This is a genomic window from Kitasatospora sp. NPDC056273, from assembly GCF_042268845.1.
Lineage (GTDB): Bacteria > Actinomycetota > Actinomycetes > Streptomycetales > Streptomycetaceae > Kitasatospora.
In genome coordinates, this window is sequence record NZ_JBHJSJ010000017.1 from 1 (window position 1) to 18,787 (window position 18,787).

The following is an 18,787-nucleotide window of genomic DNA, read 5'->3' on the forward strand; positions in this document are numbered from 1 at the left end:
AGCAGGTCGGGCCGGTGGGCGCCGCAGCGGTTGTGCGAGATGAACGGGCCCTCGAAGTGGATGCCGGCCAGGACGCCGTCCTCGACGAGTTCGGACAGGACGTGCGCCTGGCGGGCGACCTCGTCGATCTCGCCGGTGACGGTGGAGGCCACCGTGGTGGTGGTGCCGTGCTCCAGGTGGGTGCGGGCGGCCAGCAGCGCCTCCTCGGCGATGCCGGAGGCGTACGAGGCACCGCCGCCGCCGTGGACGTGCAGGTCGACGAAGCCGGGGACGACGGTGTACCCGGTCAGGTCGAGGTCGCCGGGCTCGGTGTCGCCGCCGAGGCCGGCGATGCGCTCGCCCTCGACGGCGAGGCGGTCGCCCTCGACGACGCCGCCGGGCAGGACCAGCCGGGCACCGGCCAGGGTGGTGCGGTTCGTGACGGTCATGGATGGGTCCTGGATGCCGTTCGCGGGGAGGGGCGGAGTCTCGGGCGGGGGAACGCCGACCGCCCGGCCCACGGGAGGCGGTCCGGTGGGCCGGGCGGCGCGGATCACGGCTGGACGGCCAGCGCGAACACGTGGATCGCCGCGGCGCGGGGCAGCGTGACGGAACGGATCGTCTTGCCGGGCGTCAGCGGGACGGTGTTGGTGAAGACGCCGTACCCGGTGCCGAAGTTGCCCGGCCCGGTGGGCGTGTTGCGGTGGTCCGTGGTGAACGCGGTCTTCGCGCCGTAGGCGTCGGTCGGGGTGCAGCACCAGTTGGGGAAGCCCAACTGGCCGCTGCTGGTGGTGCCGTCGGTGTAGGCGACGGTGACCGTGCCGGAGGCGAAGCCCGTTTCGGCCCCGAGGAAGCCCAGCGCGCTGCCCTGGCCGCTGAAGGTGATCTCCTGGCCCGCGGCCGACACGTTGTCGTTGGTGCCGGCGGCCGCGGACGGCCAGGTGAAGCTGAGGCCGTTGGCGCTGATCGTGGCGCCCGCGGTGGCGCCGGCCAGGGCCAGGGCCTGCGCCGAGTAGCTGTTCCCGGCGCCGTCGAAGTCGCCGGGAGCGGTGTCGCTCTCGGAGGTGGCGCCGACGTTGTCGAACGCCGCCTCCAGCGACGGGTAGGGCACGGTCCGCACGATCGTCTGCTCACCGCTGACGGTGTCGACCCCGGCCGGCCGGGCCCGGTAGCTCGCGGTGGCGGTGATCGCCGTGGCCGTGGTGCCGGGAGCGCCCTGGGGGCCGTGCACCGTCACCGTGGCCGACGCGGTCGTGCCCGGCGCGATGCGCGGGAGCGTGACGGTCGCCGGGGTGACGGTCCAGTCGGCGGGGGCGCTGATCCGCACGCTGGTGTCGTTCAGCGCGACGGCGCCGTTGTCGGCCAGGGTGATCCGGTACGTCCCGGGCTCCTGGGCCGTGCTGACGTCCTGCCAGGTGACGGCGGTGGCGGGGGCCAGGCCGTGGGTCGCGCCGGGGTGGACCCGGTAGAGCACCGTGGCGTGCGGCGGCACGTTCGCGGAGATCACGCCGGCCGTCCCGACGGCCTTCTTCGTCACCAGGTCGTCGAGCCGGTAGCCGCCGGCGGCGGGCAGGCCCGCCCGGGCGGCGGTCGTGGTGATGGTCTGCGCGGTGTCGGAGGAGTTGAAGAGCGCGACCGCCCGGTCCCCTCCGGCCAGCGGCCTGCTCAGCACGTCGTAGCCGGTTCCGTGCTGGACGACCCGCCCCTGGACGCCCAGCCGGTCCTGGTCGACGGCGATGACGTCGCGATTGCCGAGCAGCTCCAACGCCGCCGGGGAGAGACGGGTGAGGTCGGTGCTGGAGATCAGCGGCGCGGCCATCACGGCCCACAGCGAGATCTGGCTCTGCATCTCGTCCTGGCTGAGCCCGGAGTCGCCGGCGAGCAGGAAGTCGGGGTCGTTCCACCGGCCGGGGCGCTGCAGGTCGGCCAGTCCGACGTTGTAGCCGTAGTTGTACATGATCGACGCCCACTTCTCGGCGCCACCGGCCTGGCCGAGTGCGATGTCCGCGCCCTCCCGCCACAGGTTGCCGAGCGGCGCGGACCAGCGGATCACCGACTCCCAGTTCGTCGCACCCTGGAAGTAGGCGGGCGCGGAGACCGAGAAGACCATCCTGCGGTGGGTGTCGAGCAGCGCCCGGCTCATCGCGGTGTAGGTGTCGCGGTAGCTCTGCTCCTCGGTCTCGCCGGGCTTGACCGGGACGTTGCAGCCGTCGAGCTTGACGTAGTCGACGGCCCAGGACGCGAACAGGTCCGCGTCCTGCTGCCAGTGGTCGAGGGAGCCCGGGTAGCCGCCGCAGGTGGCGGTCCCGGCGTCCTCGTAGATGCCGAACTTCAGGCCGAGGTCGTGGACTTGGCGTCCGATGTAGGCCATGCCGTGCGGGAACAGCCGCGGGTCGGCGACCAGGTTGCCCTGGGCGTCGCGCTGCTTGGACATCCAGCAGTCGTCGATGGTGACGGTGTCGTACCCCTTCTTCGCCAGCCCGGTGGAGACGAGGGCCCGGGCGTTGTCGAGGATGGTCTTCTCGTCGATCCCGCACTGGTAGTACGACCAGTCGTTCCAGCCCATGGGCGGTGTGGGGGCGTAGTTCGGGTACTCGGCGACGGTGCCGGACGGGGAGGGCTCCGCGGCGACCGCGGGCTGAGCCAGGAGCGTAGCGGTGGACACGGCGGCGAGCGCCGTACAGCAGGCGACGGTGGTACGGAGCCACCGGCGGAGGGCAGTTGACACGCTTCGACCTCACGGGATCTCGGGGTCAGGGCATGGATGGCTGCTGTTGGTCCCAGCCAGACCATTTGTACGGGGCTCTGCTCACTCCTGACAAGATGACGGGCAGAATAAGCAATAACACGCACTCAATGGCAAAGTCCGAGCACGAGTGCACGTGGCCCCGGCCCGGCCGAGCCGCCACCGGACGCAGGAGCGCGACCGGCCGACCGGTCGGGTCGGGGCCCGTTGGGGTCCTGGGATACTGGATCATGTCGCGGCCGACGGCTCCCCGGTCGCCGACGCGAACGCCCCGGCGCCCCGCCCGGCCCTCGGCGGTGGCACCGGTACGTCCGGACCGCGGCAGGGTCGGCCTGCCGGAGGAAGCGGGAGCGGTCAGGCACCCGTTCGATCGAAAGGGCCTTCGTGGCTGATCAGAGTTTGCTCGCCCCGCAGCGCCAGGCGCTGATCCTGGAGGCCATCCGCAAGGCCGGCGCGGTGCGCGTCGCCGAGCTGGTCGAGCAGTTCGGCGTGTCGGACATGACGATCCGCCGCGACCTGGACGCGCTGGTCCGCCAGGGAGACGTGCGGAAGGTCCACGGCGGGGCCATCGCGGTGGGGACCGCCAGCACGGACGAACCCGGCTTCGACGTGAAGTCCGGGCTGGAGGAGAGCACCAAGGCCGCGCTGGCCGACGCCGCCGCGCAGCGGGTGGAACCGGGCAGCGTGGTGGCGCTGTCCGCCGGCACCACCACCTACGCGGTCGCCTCCCGGCTGCTGGAGGTGCCGGGGCTGACGGTCGTCACCAACTCCCTGCGGATCGCGGACCTGCTGTGGGCGGCGGAGAGCGACGGAGCGGAGACCGTTCCGTCGCTGCTGCTGACCGGTGGGGCGCCGACACGCTCCGCGGCCCTGGTGGGGGCTCTCGCGGACCAGACGATCCGCACCCTCCACGTGGACCTGCTCATCCTCGGCGTGCACGGCGTCAGCGAGCAGGCCGGGCTCACCACCCCCAACCTCGCCGAGGCGCAGACCAACCGGGCCCTGATCGCCTCGGCCCGCCGCACCGTCGTGGTCGCCGACCACACCAAGTGGGGCGTCGTCGGCCTGAGCAGCTTCGCGGCCCTGACGGAGGTCGACTGCTTCATCACCGACGACGCCCTCCCCGCGGCGGCCCGCAACGTGCTCGCCGAGGCGGTCGGCGAACTCGTCGTGGTACCGGCCGCCGGCTGACCGGGGGCTCCGGGCCCCGCCCGGTCAGGCCAGTCGACGCGCCCCCGCAGAGGGGACGGCGGTGAAGGCGACGGGTGCGGCGAAGCCCGCGGTGCCGAAGGCCGAGCGCACCGCGTCCGCGACCGCTGCCACGTCCGCCGCGGCCACCAGCGCGATGACGGAGCCGCCGAAGCCGCCGCCGGTCATCCGGGCGCCCAGCGCCCCGGCGGCCACGGCGGCCTCGACCGCGAGGTCCGTCTCGGGGCAGGAGACCCGGAAGTCGTCGCGCAGCGAGGCGTGTCCGGCCGTCAGGACCGGCCCCAGCGCGGCGGTCCGCCCGCCGTCCAGGTGCTCGATCACCTCGGCCACCCGCCGGTTCTCGGTGACCACGTGCCGCACCAGCGGGGCGAGTTCCCCGGGCAGGCGCTCCAGGGTCGCGGTGAGGCCGGCGGCCGGCAGGTCGCGCAGCGCGGCCAGGCCGAGCAGGTCGGCGGCCCGCTCGCAGCCGGCCCGCAGGGCGGCGTAGGCGCCGTCGCCGAGGTCGTGCTTGACCCGGGTGTCGATCACCAGCAGCCGGAAGCCGGCCGCCTCCAGGTCGAGCGGGACGTGGCGCCGCTCCAGCGTCCGGGTGTCGAGGAGCAGCGCGGCACCGTCCGTGCAGCAGGCGGAGGCCATCTGGTCCATCACCCCGCAGGGCACGCCGACGAAGGCGTTCTCGGCCCGCTGGGCGACCAGGGCGAGGTCCGGCGCGGACAGGCCGAGCCCGTACAGGTCGTTCAGGGCGGCGGCCGTGGCGCACTCCAGGGCGGCGGAGGAGGAGAGCCCGGCACCGGCCGGCACGTCGCTGTCGACGGAGAGGTCGGCGCCGCCGATCGCGTGTCCGGCCTCGGCGAGGGCCCAGAACACGCCGGCCGGGTAGGCGGCCCAGTTGGTGACGACCCCGGGGGCCAGGCCGTCGAGCGCGAGGTCGGTGACGGTGCCGTCGCCCCGGGTGCTGTGGAACCGCACCCGGCCGTCCGTGCGGCGGCGGGCGGTGACCCTGGTGGTGTGCGGGAGGGCGATGGGCAGGACGAAGCCGTCGTTGTAGTCGGTGTGTTCACCGATCAGGTTCACCCGGCCTGGCGCGGCCCACACGCCGCTCGGCCGGGCGCCGTGGACGGCCTCGAAGTCGGTGGCGGCCCGGTCGATCATCTGCTCGGCTCCCGTACGTCGTGCGCGTGCGTCGTGGCGGCTCCCGTCGGTGCCTCCATCGGCGGACGGGAGCCGATTTCGACATAATCAAACATCATCGGCCGCCGCAGTCAACGCCTGCGGGTTTCGCAGCGCGGCGCGGACCGGAATCGGTGCCCGGTGCCTTGCCGGCAGGTCTACACCTGTTGACAAACGATCGAATATGTTTGATTCTGTTGGAGATCGGCGCAGACTGGCCGAACTCCCCCGCAGAAGGAGCACGGCGGTGCACAAGACCGCGACCAAGTTGGCCGACGGCCGCGAACTCGTCTACTACGACCAGGAGTTCGGCACGAACCGGAACGCCGTGGACGAACGCCCGCTGGAACCCTCCGCGAGCCTCTCCGAGACCCGGCTCGACCCGGTGCTCGGCGAGTGGGTGACCGTCGCCGCCCACCGTCAGCAGCGGACCTACCACCCCCCGGCCGGCGAGTGCCCGCTCTGCCCCTCCCGGAACGGACGGCTGAGCGAGGTCCCGGCGGCCGACTACCAGGTCGTGGTCTTCGAGAACCGCTTCCCCTCGCTCGCCCCGGACTCCGCCGCTCACGTCACCGCCCACGAGGGCGACCCCCTGCGCACCCTCCGGCCGGGCACCGGCCGCTGCGAGGTGGTCTGCTTCGCCCCCGACCACGACGCCTCCTTCGCCGACCTGGACGAGGCCGGGGCCCGCCTGGTGCTGGACGCCTGGACCGACCGCACGGCCGAACTCTCCGCCCGGCCCGAGGTCCGGCAGGTGTACTGCTTCGAGAACCGCGGCGAGGAGATCGGCGTCACCCTGGCCCACCCGCACGGGCAGATCTACGCCTTCCCCTTCGTCCCCTCCCGCACCGCCCGGATGATCGGCCGCGCCGAGGCGTACCGGGCGAGCACCGGGCGGAACCTCTTCGAGGACCTCGTCGCCGCCGAACGGGCCGCCCCCGAGCGGCTGGTGCTCCGGGGCGGGCACTGGACGGCCTTCGTGCCCTTCGCCGCCCGCTGGCCGTACGAGGTCCACCTCTACCCCAACCGCCGGGTGCGCGACCTCACCGCGCTGAACGAGGCCGAGCGCGCCGAGTTCCCCGGCCTCTACCTCGACCTGCTGCGCCGCTTCGACCGGCTGTTCCCCGCTCCCGCCGGCTCCGCGCCGAACCGGACCCCGTACATCTCCGCCTGGCACCAGGCGCCGAAGGACGGCGGCGACGAACTCGCCCTGCACCTGGAGCTGTTCACCGTCCGGCGCGCTCCCGGCAGGCTCAAGTACCTGGCGGGCGTGGAATCCGGGCTCGACGCCTTCGTCACCGATGTGAGTCCGGAGGCCGCCGCCGAGCGGCTGCGCGAGGCCGCGGCCGACTGACCCGGCCCACAGGAGGGCCCCGGCACGGCCGTCGATCGAGCCGTGCCGGGGTCGGGGTCAGGAGGTCGACCACCGCCGCGGCGGCGATCCGGTGTCCGGCTCCCGCGTCACCGCGGCGCCTGCGGAACGAAGGCGAGGGTCTGCTCGGCCGCCGTGCGGCCGCCGCCGACCGTGGAGCCGGTGGTGTCGCTCCAGGAGCGGGCGGGCACGGTCTCGGCGAGTCGGCCCGAGGTACCGGACATGCCGATCACCAGGCCGCTGTAACGGTTCACCAGCTGGAACCGGCCCTTCCCGGCCTTGCTGGGGAGCACGAACCACTGCTGCCCGACGGTGGCGTTCCCGCCGACGGCGCCGGTGGCGGTCAGCGCCGCGCCCCAGGCCCGGCCCGCCGTCGAGGTGGCGTCGACGCCCAGCAGCCGACCGGTGGCGGCGTTGACGATCCGGTAGGAGCCGTCGCCCTCGGCCAGGAACCGCCAGGACCCGCGGGCGGAGCCGGCCGCCCCGGCCGTGGAGGTGACGGCGGAGCCGCCGGCGCTCTGGGCGAGGACCCGGCCGTTGCCGCTCTGGATCCGGTAGGTCCTGGCCAGGTCGACCGGCGGGGCGGCCGGCGCGGACGAGCCGACGGTGAGCTCGACGTACTGGCCGTCCGAGCCGGCGCAGGCGAAGGAGCAGTACGACCGGAAGGTCCTGCCGACGATCGTGGTACCGGTCAGGCTGGCGCTGTCCAGGAACCAGCGGTACCAGGAGGCGGTGTGGTAACCGCCGGTGTCGCCGAGCAGCGTCCACTTCTGGGTGGCCAGGTCCTTGGTGGCGTAGATCTGCTGCGGGGCGTTGCCGCTCTGGTCGACGGCCTGCGGAGTGCCGATGTAGAGGCCCAGGTAGGCGTCGTAGGCGATGTTCATGACGAACAGCGGCGTGCTCGGGGCGAGCGTGCCGGCCGCGATCTGCCGGCTCACGGTGCCGGGGTTGGCCGGGTCGTACTCCTTGGCCGGCGGGAGGTACCCGGTGGGGTTGGCGCCGTCGGCGGGCACCATGTCGCTCTCCAGGCCGCCGGCCCCGGGCTGCGACCACGCGCCGTCGTACCACTTCTGCCAGCTGCCCGGCGTCATCTTGGCGGACATCGGGGCCCGCGCGACGTGCTGCTGGAACGCGCCCCAGCTGCCGCCCTTGTCGACGATCCGGGAGCCGTAGAAGACGTAGAAGTATCCGGAGGCGGTGTCCACGAACAGTCGCTGGTCGCCGTCGCCGTAGGAGAAGGTCTGCTGCGGGAAGGCCGCGGTGTCACCTCGCGTGGTGCTGCGGGGCGAGGTGATCACGTGGTCCCTGATCGTCCAGGTCCGGCCCTGGTCGGTGGAGACGGCGTAGTCGATCGCGTCGTAGTGCAGGCCGTCACCGAAGGGCTGGGGGGTGAACTCGTTGTGCACCAGCCCGTACCAGTCCCCGCTGTCCGGGTCGACCCAGACCCCGGCCAGGTCGCAGTAGTTCCGCTGGGCGTAGTGCGAACCCTGCGGCGCGTAGCTGGACTCCCGTCCGGTGGGGCTGTTGTTGCAGCGCGCCGTGGTGTCGTCGTTGCGGTCCGACGGGTCGGCGGGGTTGACGGCGTCGCTGATCGCGGCGGACCTGGTGGCGCTGTCGAAGTCCCGGCCGGTGAAGAAGTCCCACTGCCGGGAGTCGTTCGCGCCGTACAGCGAGTGCGACTGCTGGAAGTAGAACGTGCCGTCCTTGTCGGTGTAGGGACTGGCCTGGGTGTCGTCGGGGTAGGCGTACGAGCCGGTCCTGCCGACCGAGACCGTGTACGTGGCGGGGGCCGGTCTGCCGGCGGCGGGTGAGTCGGCGGACGGCCTGTCGGCGGACGCCGGTCCGGCGGCCAGGGTTCCGGCGCCGAGCGCCGCCAGGGCCGTGGCGGCGAGGACGCGGGCCCATCGGGTGGGTAGAGGTGGCACTGGTACTCCTCTTCCGTGGCGGGGCGCACGGTTGCGCCCCTGCTGTGGGGGGCGGAACGGGAGAGTGGTCCGGGGCGGCGGGCGGTCAGCCGTCCGCCATGCGGAAGTCGTACTGCGGGGGCACCGGTGTGCCGGGGTGGACGGCGAGCCAGAGGGTGTCCAGGGAGAGCTCGCCCTCGCGCATGGTGTCGACCTGGATGCCCTCGGCCAGCAGTCGCCGGACCCGGTCGTCGTCGCCGAGGGCGTGCGCCGCCTCCGCCTCGGCCAGCCTGATCCGCCCGTGCGCCCGGTCGGCCGGGGAGAGCGCCTCGATCAGCGCGAGCGCCTCGGCGGGGCGCTCGGCGCGCCGCAGCGACTCCAGCGTCTCGATCGTCAACTCCCGTAGTTCCGGCCGGAGTCGGTGGGACGAGAGCATGAGGTCGGCGGCCTCCCACGGCTGCGGGGCGAGGAGGGCGAGCGCGCGCAGCGCCCACGGCGAGGCCTGCACGGCGACGGAGCGTTCGAACGCCTCGTGGGCGGACTCCCGTTCCCCGTCGGCCAGGCGCAGCAGCCCGAGCTGGTACAGCGCGTGCCAGTCCGTGGCGTTCGCCTCCAGCAACCGCCGCCAGTGCGCCCCGGTGACCGGCTCGGCCGGCGGGTCGCAGACCGGGAGCGTGCCGGTCCTCAGGAGCCGCCGCCAGGGCTCCTGGGCGGCCGCCGGCTCGCCGAAGGGCAGGGCGGGCGAGGCGGGCAGGGCACCGGCCTCGATCTCCAGCGCGGCCCAGCCGCCGCCCTCGGACAGCACCTCCTCGGGCGCGCCGAACTCCCCGGCCCGGGCGTCGGCCCGATCCAGCTCCAGCGGCGGGAGCAGCCGGTCCAGCGCCTGGCCGGCGGCCTTCCGGGCGGCGCCCCAACTCCCGTGCACCGCCGTGGGATCGGCCTGCAGCAGCCCGTACGCCTCGGTCCACGACCAGGTGGCGCCGGCGGGCATCGCCAGGTGCTCCAGCTGGGTGCGGGCCAGGCCCGCCTGGATCTCCAGGTAGGCGGAGTCCGGGCCGGAGAGCCACTCCTGCCAGTGCCTGCCGCCGGTGCCGGTGCCCCAGCAGAACAGCTTGCGTCCGCGCAGCCGGGCGGTGGAGGTCTGGACGAGCCCGGCGCCGGTGCCGTCCAGCGCGGCGATCCAGGGGCGTTCGCCGCCGGGGAGGTCGAGGAAGTAGTCCGCGGCGCGCGCCGCCCGGCCGGGGTAGCTGCGGTCGGCGCCGTCGACCTCCGGGAAGGCCACCCGGCGCAGATCGCTGACGTAGTCGCAGTGGAAGGCGTGGTCGGCCGGGCCGAGGACGCGCACGTCCCGGTCCTGGGGCACCGCGATGTTGGACCACCAGTAGACCGGTGTCTCGCTCGGCGCGGGGTTGTGCACGGCGACATGGACGTAGAGCACCGGGGAGCCGGCGGGCAGCCAGCTGTCCATCCGCAGCACCAGGCGCCGCAGCCGCTCGAAGGCGTACATCCGCAGGACCGGGGTGCCGTCGGGCGCGCGCACCCGGACGGCGTGCAGCGGCTCGCAGGTCAGCGGCCAGTGCCCGGTGGCGCCGAGGTTCCACTCCACCCCGCCGGCCAGCCAGGCGTCGCGCAGGGCGAGGTTGGCGGGCTGCAGGATCCGGTTGCGGTGCAGCAGCTCCCGCCCGGTGGGGCGGTGGACCAGGGACCACAGCCGCCCGCCGAGGGAGGGCAGGAAGGTCGCGGTGAGGGTCTCGTTCTCCAGTACCACGCACGGGAGTTCGCGCTCGGTACGGACGCGGTCGTACCCGCCCTGCCGGGTGTACGGCAGCAGCGTGTCGGGCACCCCGTAGGCCAGGTTGCGGCGCATCTCGTCGTCGACCCCGGCGCCGGCGCCGGTCTGCCGGGGCAGGCCGTGCAGGATCGGCAGGGTGCCGCCGACCGGATCGGGGGTCCCGTCGATGCGGAGCGGGTCGGTGCGCAGGGTCGAGGTCACTTGCCGATCCCAACTGTCATGCCCTGGATGATCCGCGAGCCCATCCAGGAGAAGAGCGCGATCATCGGGGCGAGGATGATGCAGACCCCGGCGAACATCGTGCCGAAGTCCAGGCCGTTGAACTGCTGTGCCGCGACGAACGAGGAGAGCGCCACCGGGAGGGTGGTCGTTCCCTGGCTGTTCGTCAGGACGAGGGCGAACAGGGTCTCGTTCCAGGCGGTGATGAACTGCAGGAGGAAGGCGGTGACCAGTCCGCCCCGGGCGACCGGGAGCACCACCTGGACGAAGGTGCGCAGCGGGCCGGCGCCGTCCAGGACTGCGGCCTCCTCCAGCACGCCGGGGACGCCGCGGAAGAAGCCGGTCAGCAGGAAGACGGTGAACGGCATCGCCAGGCCGACGTAGACCAGCCCGAGGCCGAGGTCGCTGTCGGTCAGGTCCACCCGGGACAGGCCGATGAACAGCGGCACCACCAGGACCTGGCCGGGCACGCCGAGACCCATGGCGAAGCTCATCGTCAGTGCCGAGGAGGTCCGCGAGCGGCGCCGGGCGAGGGCGTAGGCGCAGGGGGCGGCGAGGGCGACGGCGACCACGGAGGAGAGGCCGGCGGTGAGCACGCTGTTGAGGGCCGCCCGCGCGAAGCCGCCCTCGTCGAGCGCGGTGGTGTAGTTGCCGGTGTCCGGGCTGGTCGGCAGGCCGAAGCCGTGCCGCAGGATGTCGGGGCCGCTGCGCAGCGAGGTCAGCAGGATCCACAGGAGCAGCAGCAGGTCGGCGGCGACGACGATCCAGACGGCGGCCGTGCCGATCCTGCTCGCGGGTCCGGTGGGTCGGTTACTGCGTCGCACGGGAGGGACCTTTCCGGTTGGGTGCGGGGGGCCGGGACGCGACGGGTCAGTACTCGACCGGCTCGCGGCGCAGCAGGCGGCGCAGCACGACGGTGATCAGGGTGACCATGGCCAGGCTGACGATCGCGGCGGCGGTGGCCGTGCCCAGCCGGGGGACGGTGCCCTGCGGGAAGGCCTCGGCGTACACGTACACGGCGGTGTTCCAACTGCTCACCGGCGGATAGGCGTTGGTGCTGCCGCCGTAGAGCAGGATCAGCTCGAAGATCTTCACCGAGCTGACGGTCCACAGCACCGCGCAGACCGCGATGACGTCCCAGGCGCACGGCAGGGTGATGTGCCGGAAGCGCTGGAAGGGGCCGGCACCGTCGAGTTCGGCCGCCTCGTAGAGGTAGTCGGGGATCTGGTCGACCGCCGCCATGATGATGGAGGTGTAGTAGCCGGTCGCCGTCCAGACCAGGGTGCCCAGGACCATCGGGAGCAGGTTGTCCGTCGACAGCCACTTGGGCGGTGTGGTCACCCCGAAGACCTTCAGCGCCTGGTTGACCGGGCCGGTGGGCGAGAACAGGAACCCGGCGGCGATGCCGAAGACCATGCCGTTGACCAGCGAGGGGAAGAACAGCACCGACCGGGCGAAGAGCCTGGCCCGCATCTCGCGCAGCACCAGGGTCAGCGCGAAGCTGAGCACGAAGGTGATCGTGCCTCCGACGACCATCAGTTCGAGCGTGTTGAACAGCGAGGTGCGGAACCTCGGGTCCTGGAACAGCAGGAGGTAGTTCCGCGGGCCGCGCCACTCCATCTCGCCCATGCCGTCCCACGCGTACAGGCTGGTCCACAGGGCGTAGCCGACCGGGGCGACGAACAGCACCGCGTACACGATCAGCGCGGGGGCGGTGAAGGGCCAGAACACCCGGCGGCGCTGGCGCTCCAGCGGGCCGACGCCGGAGCGGACGGCGCGCTCGGGCCGGCCCGGGGCGGCGTCCGTCCGGGGCGGCTCCCCGATCGTCGTCGCCACCGTCAGCCCTGGGTCTGCCAGTAGGTGACCTGGTCGGCCTTGCACTTGGCGACGAACCGGTCGGCCGTGGTCCTGCCGTGCCAGAAGTCCAGGTAGTTCTCGTTCAGGACCTTGGGCAGCCAGCTGCCGGCCACCCCGTCGAAGGCGAGGCGCACGGTCGGGGCCTCCAGGGCCTTCTGGACGTCGGCCAGTTCGGCGGGGGCCGGGATGTCGCCGCGCGGGGTGAGGTTGCCCGCGGTGGTGGAGATCCCGGACAGGTGCTTCTTCTGCAGGAAGAAGGCGATGAACCTCTGCGCGGCGGCGGCGTTCCTGGCCCGCTTGGGGATGGCGAAGCCGAACAGGGCGGCGTCCGGGGTCTTCGCGCCGGGCGGCAGCATCGACGCCGTCCTCCAGCCGGGCGGGACCTGCTTGGCCACCTCGGCGGTGACGTAGTTGCCGTCCATGTAGAAGGCGGCCTTGCCGCCCGCCCAGTTGGTCTCCTGCGCGGGGTACTTGGTGGCGTCGTAGCCCTCGATCAGGTGGCCGCCCCTCACCAGCTGCTCCACCTGCCGCGCCGCGCCGAGGACCGCCGGGTCGTCCCAGGTCGCGCCGGTCCGGTCGGCGGCGAGCCGGGCGACGTTCACCCCCGCTCCGTCGAGCAGGTAGTCGAAGTACAGCGCGTTGCTCCAGGGGTCCTCCCCCTCGGAGGCGATGCACGCCTTCCCGGCCGCCTTCAGCGTGTCGCAGACCTTGAGCAGTCCGGCCCAGTCGGTGGGCGGACTCGGCATGGCGGTGGTGATCGCCGGGTCGGCCGCGTTGTAGAACATGGCGTTGGTGACGACCTCGTACGGGATCACGTAGTGGTTGGAGCCGGAGGGGTCCTTCGGCAGCATGTCGAAGTACTTGGCCGGGAGGACCTGGGAGACCGGGACGTCCTCCTCGGGCACCCGCAGCTGCAGCACCGGCGAGAGGTCCAGTGCCTGTCCGGCCGCGGCGGTGGTGCCGTAGACCTTGTCGTCGGACTCGTCCCACAGGTCCGGGGCCCGGTTGGCGGCGATCGCCGGGCCGATCTTCTTGGCGATGTCCCGGCCCGCCCAGGTGACGTCCACCTTGGCGCCGGTGGTGGCGGTGAAGTCGTCGATCGCGGCCTTCAGCACCTTGGCCTGCGGCTCGTCGGCGCGCCACATCGACCAGTAGGTGAAGCTGCCGGCGGCCTTCGCGCCGCCCTCCGAGCCGCTGCCGCAGGCGCCCGCTCCGAGCGCGAGGGCGACGGCGGTGGCCGCCCCGACGACGCGGGCGGCGGGCATGGTCGTTCTCCCCATGGGTGGTTCCTCTCGGAGGCGCGAGATGCCGCGCGGACGTGTCGTCAGCCGGGGCCCGAGGACGGGGAGCGGCTGGATGGCTGGGACGATACGGTCGGGTTGACCGGTAAATCAAGAGTCCTTGCAAAAACCTGCTCAGGACTGCGGTGCCCCGACACCGTTCACGCAAGGAACTCTCAAGTGACGAGCCAGAGCAGTGGTTTGATCAATCTTGACGCCCCCTCACCGGTGCCCTACCTTTCACCGAAGGCAAGTTGACCGGTAAAGTCGAAGGATCCAGTCATGGTGACGATGCAGGACGTGGCCGAGCGCGCCGGGGTCACGAAGCAGACCGTCTCCAACGTCATCCGGGGGCGGGGCGCCGTGAGCCCGGCGACCGCGGCCCGGGTGCGCGCCGCGATCGGGGAACTGGGGTACACCCCCAACCTGGTCGCACGCTCCCTGGCCACCGGCGCCACCAGGACGGTGGGACTGTTCGTCCCCACCGTGACGGGCTCCTTCTACCCCGACATCGTCGAGGAGGTCGAGGACGTCCTCGACGCGAACGGCTACCACCTGCTGCTCTGCACCACCCGGCTCGACGGCGAGCGCGCCAAACGGCACCTGGCGGGCCTGACCAGCCGCTCGGTGGACGCCCTGCTGATCGCCGGCGACCGGGACCTGATCGACCACCTGCCGCTGCTGGCCGAGGCCTCCTTCCCGGTCGCCCTGTGCGCCTGGGAGACCGACGCCCCCGACCGCTTCCCGGTGGTCACCATCGACTACGAGCGGGCCGGCTACCTGGCCGGGCGCCACCTGCGCGAACTCGGGCACGAACGCGTCGCGGTGCTCGCCAGCCCCGACCACGGCCCGCGGGTCGCGGGCTTCCGGCGCGCCTTCGCCGCCGACGGACTGCCCGTCCCCGACGCCGCCGTCCACACGGCCTCCGAACCCACCCCCGCGGGCGGCTTCGCCGCGGCGACGGCGGCACTCACCGCCGACCCGACGATCACCGCGCTCTTCGCCACCCACGACGTCCTCGCCCTGGGGGCACTGGAGGCCGCCCGGGCCGAGGGCCGCTCCGTGCCCCGCGACCTGTCGATCGTCGGGCACGACGACAACCCGGAGGTCGGCGTGGCCCGACCGGCGCTCACCAGCGTGGCCATCCCCAAACGGGAGATGGCCCGGGAGGCGGTCGAGCTGCTGCTGCGCGCCCTCACCCGGTCCGGCAGCCCGGCCAACTCGATCCAGCTGCTGCGGCCCGAACTCGTCGTCCGGGACAGCACCGGCCCGGCCGACGGCCGCTGAACGGACCCGGCCCGGCTCCCCGGCGCCGCCCCGGCTACTGCATCGCGCCCGCGCCCGACGGTGCCGCGCGGTTCCGCGCAGTTCCACGCAAAGATCGTCCCTCGCGCGCGCGGCACTAGACTTCCGCCATGCTCAAAGCCGACCGCACCTCCCGGATCCTCACGCACCTCACCGAGACGGGCAGCGCCGATGTGCACGAGCTGGCCGGGCTCCTGCGGGTGTCGGCGGCCACCGTCCGACGGGACCTCCAGGAGCTCCACGACCAGGGCCTGCTGCACCGCACCCGCGGCGGGGCGGTCACCGGCGCCGTCAACCTCGAACTGCCGCTGCGCCACAAGCACGGCACCCGGCAGGCGGAGAAGCGCCGCATCGCCCTGGCGGCCGAGCAGCTGGTGCCCGACGGCGCGGTGGTCGGCCTGACCGGCGGCACGACGACCAGCGAGCTGGCCCGCGTCCTGGCCGAACGCGGCGGGATCACCATCGTGACCAACGCCGTCAACATCGCGGCCGACCTGATCGTCCGGCCGGACATCCGCCTGGTGGTGGTCGGCGGCATCGCCCGGACCACCAGCTACGAACTGGTGGGGCCGGCCGCCGACCGAATGCTCGCCCAGTACCACCTCGACATCGCGTTCATCGGCGTGGACGGCCTGACTCCCCAGGAGGGCTGCACCACGCACGACGAGATGGAGGCCCAGACCGACCGGGCGTTCCTGCGCAGCAGCGCGCGGTCGGTCGTCCTGGCCGACAGCAGCAAGATCGGCCGGGTCACCTTCGCCCGGATCTGCCCGCTCTCCGACGTCCACGACCTGGTCACCGACGGCGAGGTCACGGCGGCGCAGGAGGAGGCGATCGCCGCCGACGGCGTGCGGATCCTGCGCGCCTGACGCCGAGGCGCCGTCCTCACGGGCCCGGATCCCGAAGACCCGGCTCCCACCCCCACGCTGACGCCCGGTCGGTCCCACCGGCCGGGCGTTTCTGTCACCGCAGCGGTTGACATGAACTCACTAAACCAGGAAGCTCTTTCGCATCTGCGCGGAATCAACTCCAATCAAGCATTTCCAATCAGTCGATCAAGCGCATACGAAGGCGGCAACCGCGGTGGACGACCGTGTGCCGGCGCTCGCCGCGGTGTGCGCCACCGGCGCCTCCCCGCTCGCCCGGGCACGTCCGGCACGCCCTGACCACCGGCCCCCGGACCACCCACCCCTCGAACGCCGAACGGAGACACCACCGTGCGTCCACTCCGGCCCCACCTCCGCAGGGCCGCCCTCCTGGCGGCCCTGGCCGTCCTCCCCGCCCTGGCCGGGCCCGCCCTCCCCGCCCGCGCCGCGGCCCCCGCCTCCGCCGTCCTCGACCAGGGCCACCGGAGCGTCACCTGGCAGAGCCCGCAGTACGCCAAGGGCACCCTCGGCAACCCCGCCAGCTGCCCTCCGGCCACGCAGGACCCGGGCGGCACGGTCTGCGACCACTTCGACCTGACCGTGAACGTGCCGGCCGGGTACTGGGACGACAACCCGGAGGGCGGCGTCCCGGTGTCCGTCCGCTGGCAGAACCCCACCGACGACTTCGACCTCTACGTCTACGACGCCGGCGGCAAGCAGGTGGCCACCAGCGCCGGCACCGCCGACCCGGAGGCCACGGTGATCCCGAAGGCCTCGGGCACCTACCACGTCCTGGTGGTCCCCTACGACGTCCACGGCGGCTCCTACACCGGTACGGCCTACCTGCCACAGACCGCCGACGCCGGCGACCTGACCGGCTTCGGCGGCTCCCAGGGCAGCTACGACATCGCCGCGGGCACCCTGAAGGCCCGGGTCGACTTCCTCGCCGACGACCAGCTGCGCCTGCGCGCCGCCCCGGACGGCGTCCTCACCGATCCGGCGGGCAGCACGATCGTCCGCAAGCAGCCCGAGCCGCAGCGCGACACCAGCACCTTCGACGCCGGCGCGTACTACGGCATCCGCTCCAAGGGCCTGGTCCTGCGGGTCTACAAGCACCCGCTGCGGTTCGGCCTGTACAAGGCCGACGACCGCACCGCCCTCTGGCAGGAGAGCGCCCCGCTGCGCTGGAGCACCGGCGGACTGCGGCAGAGCCTGGAGCGCGGCGCGGACGAGCAGTTCTTCGGCGGCGGTGAGCAGAACGGCTCCTTCTCCCACCGCGACCGGACCGTCCACGTCGCCAACGGCACCGACTGGAACGAGGGCGGCTGGAACAACTCCCAGCCGTTCTACGTCTCCACCGCCGGCTACGGCGTCTTCCGCAACACCTTCACGCCCGGGATCTACGACTTCGGCTCGCCCGTCCGCACCGGGCAGCAGGAACGCCGCCTGGACGCCTACTACTTCACCGGTGACGTCAAGGCGGTGATCGGCCGGTACACCGACCTGGTCGGCAAGCCCTTCATGCCGCCGGTCTACGGGCTGGAGCCCGGCGACGCCGACTGCTACCTCCACAACGCCAACCGCGGCGAGCGCCACACCCCGGACGCGCTGAAGGTCGCCGACGGCTACGTGGACCACCAGATGCCGCTGGGCTGGATGCTGGTCAACGACGGCTACGGCTGCGGCTACGAGAACCTCGCGCAGACCGGCACGGGCCTGCGCAGGGACCACGCCCAGCTCGGTCTGTGGACCCAGAACGGCCTGCCCGACCAGGCCGAGGAGGTCAAGGCCGGCGTACGGGTGCGCAAGCTCGACGTGGCCTGGGTCGGCAACGGCTACGACTTCGCGCTGAACGCCTGCGACCAGGCCAAGGCCGGCATCGAGGACGGCAGCGACGCCCGCGGGTTCGTCTGGCTGCCGGTCTCCTGGGCCGGCGCGCAGCGCTGCGGCGTGCTGTGGAGCGGTGACCAGAGCCTGTCCTGGGACTACATCCGCTGGCAGATCCCGACCTACGCCGGCGCCACCATGTCCGGCATCGCCTACAACAGCGGCGACGTCGGCTCGATCTACCGCCGGGACCCCGCGATGTACACCCGCGACCTGCAGTGGAAGGCCTTCCTCCCGGCGATCATGACCATGGACGGCTGGGCCCGGGACATGACGGGCACGCAGCAGCGGGACCAGCAGCCCTGGCTGGACGGCGAGCCGTACACCTCGATCAACCGCAAGTACCTGCAACTCAAGGAACGGCTGCTGCCGTACATGTACACCCTCTCCGCGGAGGCCGCCCGCACCGGCGTCGGCGCGGTCCGCCCGCTCGCCCTGGAGTACCCGCACGACCCGAACGCCCTCGGCCCGAACGCGACGTACGAGTTCCTGGCCGGGCCCGACCTCCTGGTCGCGCCGGTCTACTCGGACACCGCCGTGCGCGACGGCATCTACCTGCCCGAGGGCACGTGGACCGACTACTGGACCGGCCGCACCTACCAGGGCCCGACCACGGTCAACGGCTACTCCGCCCCGCTCGACACCCTGCCGCTGTTCGTCCGCGGCGGCGCGATCGTCCCGATGTGGCCCAAGGGCACGCTGTCCTGGGAGAACCGCGACCGCTCCGAACTCGACTACGACCTCTACCCGAAGGCCTCGGGCGACTCCTCCTACACCCTGTACGAGGACGATGGCGTCACCCGGCAGTACGCCGCCGGCTCCTCGGCCACCCAGCAGGTCGACGTGCACACCGGTCGCGCCGTCACCAACATCCGCATCGGCGCCAGTGACGGCGACTACGCCGGCAAGCCGGCCGAGCGCTCGTACCGCCTTACCGTGCACGGCCGCCCCGCACCGCGCGTGGTGGCCACCGACGCGGGCCCGCTGCCCCGGCGGGACTCGGCCGCCGCGCTCGACGCGGCCGGCTCGGGCTGGTACCACGACGCCGCCACCGGGGTGACGACGGTCCGGACGCCGTCCGTCCCCACCGGCGACGGCTTCTCCCTCAACCTCGTCCACGGCGGCAACTGACCGCACCACCGCGAGGGGCTTCCGCCCCGGTACGGCGAGGGCCCCGCCCGCTCGGCAGGGCCCTCGCCGG

13 protein-coding genes are annotated in these 18,787 nt (G+C 73.0%); 5 read left to right on the top strand and 8 right to left on the bottom strand.

Going from position 1 to position 18,787, the window contains the following annotated elements:
• Together ACFCY1_RS17495 and ACFCY1_RS17500 are read right to left on the bottom strand one after the other, a co-directional pair.
• Window positions 1-428 (bottom strand): amidohydrolase family protein (locus ACFCY1_RS17495; RefSeq protein ID WP_375875095.1); only part of this gene is annotated, 428 nt, incomplete at its 3' end.
• Between the two features lie 104 nt (window positions 429-532).
• Window positions 533-2,707, bottom strand: coding sequence for an NEW3 domain-containing protein (locus ACFCY1_RS17500; protein ID WP_375875096.1), 2,175 nt, complete (start codon window positions 2,705-2,707; stop codon window positions 533-535).
• 402 nt (window positions 2,708-3,109) lie between these two features.
• On the opposite strand from ACFCY1_RS17500, the gene ACFCY1_RS17505 reads away from it, so the two are divergent.
• A complete protein-coding gene (locus tag ACFCY1_RS17505; protein ID WP_375875097.1) occupies window positions 3,110-3,916 on the top strand; it encodes a DeoR/GlpR family DNA-binding transcription regulator in 807 nt (268 codons plus the stop codon).
• Between the two features lie 24 nt (window positions 3,917-3,940).
• Here ACFCY1_RS17505 and galK read toward each other — a convergent pair whose 3' ends face one another.
• Entirely contained in the window at window positions 3,941-5,086 is a 1,146-nt protein-coding gene (gene galK, locus ACFCY1_RS17510) for a galactokinase (RefSeq protein ID WP_375875098.1), read from the bottom strand.
• Window positions 5,087-5,351: 265 nt separating this feature from the next.
• Here galK and galT point away from each other — a divergent pair, with 265 nt between their 5' ends.
• On the top strand, window positions 5,352-6,458 hold the full coding sequence (gene galT / locus ACFCY1_RS17515; RefSeq protein ID WP_375875099.1) for a galactose-1-phosphate uridylyltransferase: 1,107 nt from the start codon (window positions 5,352-5,354) through the stop codon (window positions 6,456-6,458).
• 107 nt (window positions 6,459-6,565) lie between these two features.
• Here galT and ACFCY1_RS17520 read toward each other — a convergent pair whose 3' ends face one another.
• The 5 genes from ACFCY1_RS17520 to ACFCY1_RS17540 all read right to left on the bottom strand — a co-directional run bounded on the left by ACFCY1_RS17520 (window position 6,566) and on the right by ACFCY1_RS17540 (window position 13,528).
• Window positions 6,566-8,401 (bottom strand): RICIN domain-containing protein, encoded by a 1,836-nt coding sequence (locus ACFCY1_RS17520; RefSeq protein ID WP_375875100.1) that lies wholly within the window; start codon window positions 8,399-8,401, stop codon window positions 6,566-6,568.
• 85 nt (window positions 8,402-8,486) lie between these two features.
• A complete protein-coding gene (locus ACFCY1_RS17525) occupies window positions 8,487-10,373 on the bottom strand; it encodes a DUF5107 domain-containing protein (protein ID WP_375875101.1) in 1,887 nt (628 codons plus the stop codon).
• The gene (locus ACFCY1_RS17530) at window positions 10,370-11,215 is read right to left on the bottom strand and encodes a carbohydrate ABC transporter permease (protein ID WP_117486249.1); all 846 of its coding nucleotides are present in this window, start codon (window positions 11,213-11,215) and stop codon (window positions 10,370-10,372) included. The genes ACFCY1_RS17525 and ACFCY1_RS17530 overlap by 4 nt, the downstream gene beginning before the upstream one ends.
• Before the next feature lie 46 nt (window positions 11,216-11,261).
• Window positions 11,262-12,227 carry a carbohydrate ABC transporter permease gene (locus ACFCY1_RS17535; RefSeq protein ID WP_375875102.1) on the bottom strand — a complete coding sequence of 322 codons (966 nt, stop codon included), beginning with the start codon at window positions 12,225-12,227 and terminating at the stop codon, window positions 11,262-11,264.
• 2 nt (window positions 12,228-12,229) lie between these two features.
• Window positions 12,230-13,528 carry an ABC transporter substrate-binding protein gene (locus tag ACFCY1_RS17540; protein WP_375875103.1) on the bottom strand — a complete coding sequence of 433 codons (1,299 nt, stop codon included), beginning with the start codon at window positions 13,526-13,528 and terminating at the stop codon, window positions 12,230-12,232.
• Window positions 13,529-13,810: 282 nt separating this feature from the next.
• On the opposite strand from ACFCY1_RS17540, the gene ACFCY1_RS17545 reads away from it, so the two are divergent.
• The 3 genes from ACFCY1_RS17545 (at window position 13,811) to ACFCY1_RS17555 (ending at window position 18,717) form a co-directional block, all read left to right on the top strand.
• A complete protein-coding gene (locus ACFCY1_RS17545) occupies window positions 13,811-14,815 on the top strand; it encodes a LacI family DNA-binding transcriptional regulator (RefSeq protein WP_375875104.1) in 1,005 nt (334 codons plus the stop codon).
• Between the two features lie 128 nt (window positions 14,816-14,943).
• Entirely contained in the window at window positions 14,944-15,702 is a 759-nt protein-coding gene (locus ACFCY1_RS17550; protein WP_049649312.1) for a DeoR/GlpR family DNA-binding transcription regulator, read from the top strand.
• 348 nt (window positions 15,703-16,050) lie between these two features.
• On the top strand, window positions 16,051-18,717 hold the full coding sequence (locus tag ACFCY1_RS17555; protein WP_375875105.1) for a TIM-barrel domain-containing protein: 2,667 nt from the start codon (window positions 16,051-16,053) through the stop codon (window positions 18,715-18,717).
• The last annotated feature ends 70 nt before the right edge of the window (window positions 18,718-18,787 follow it).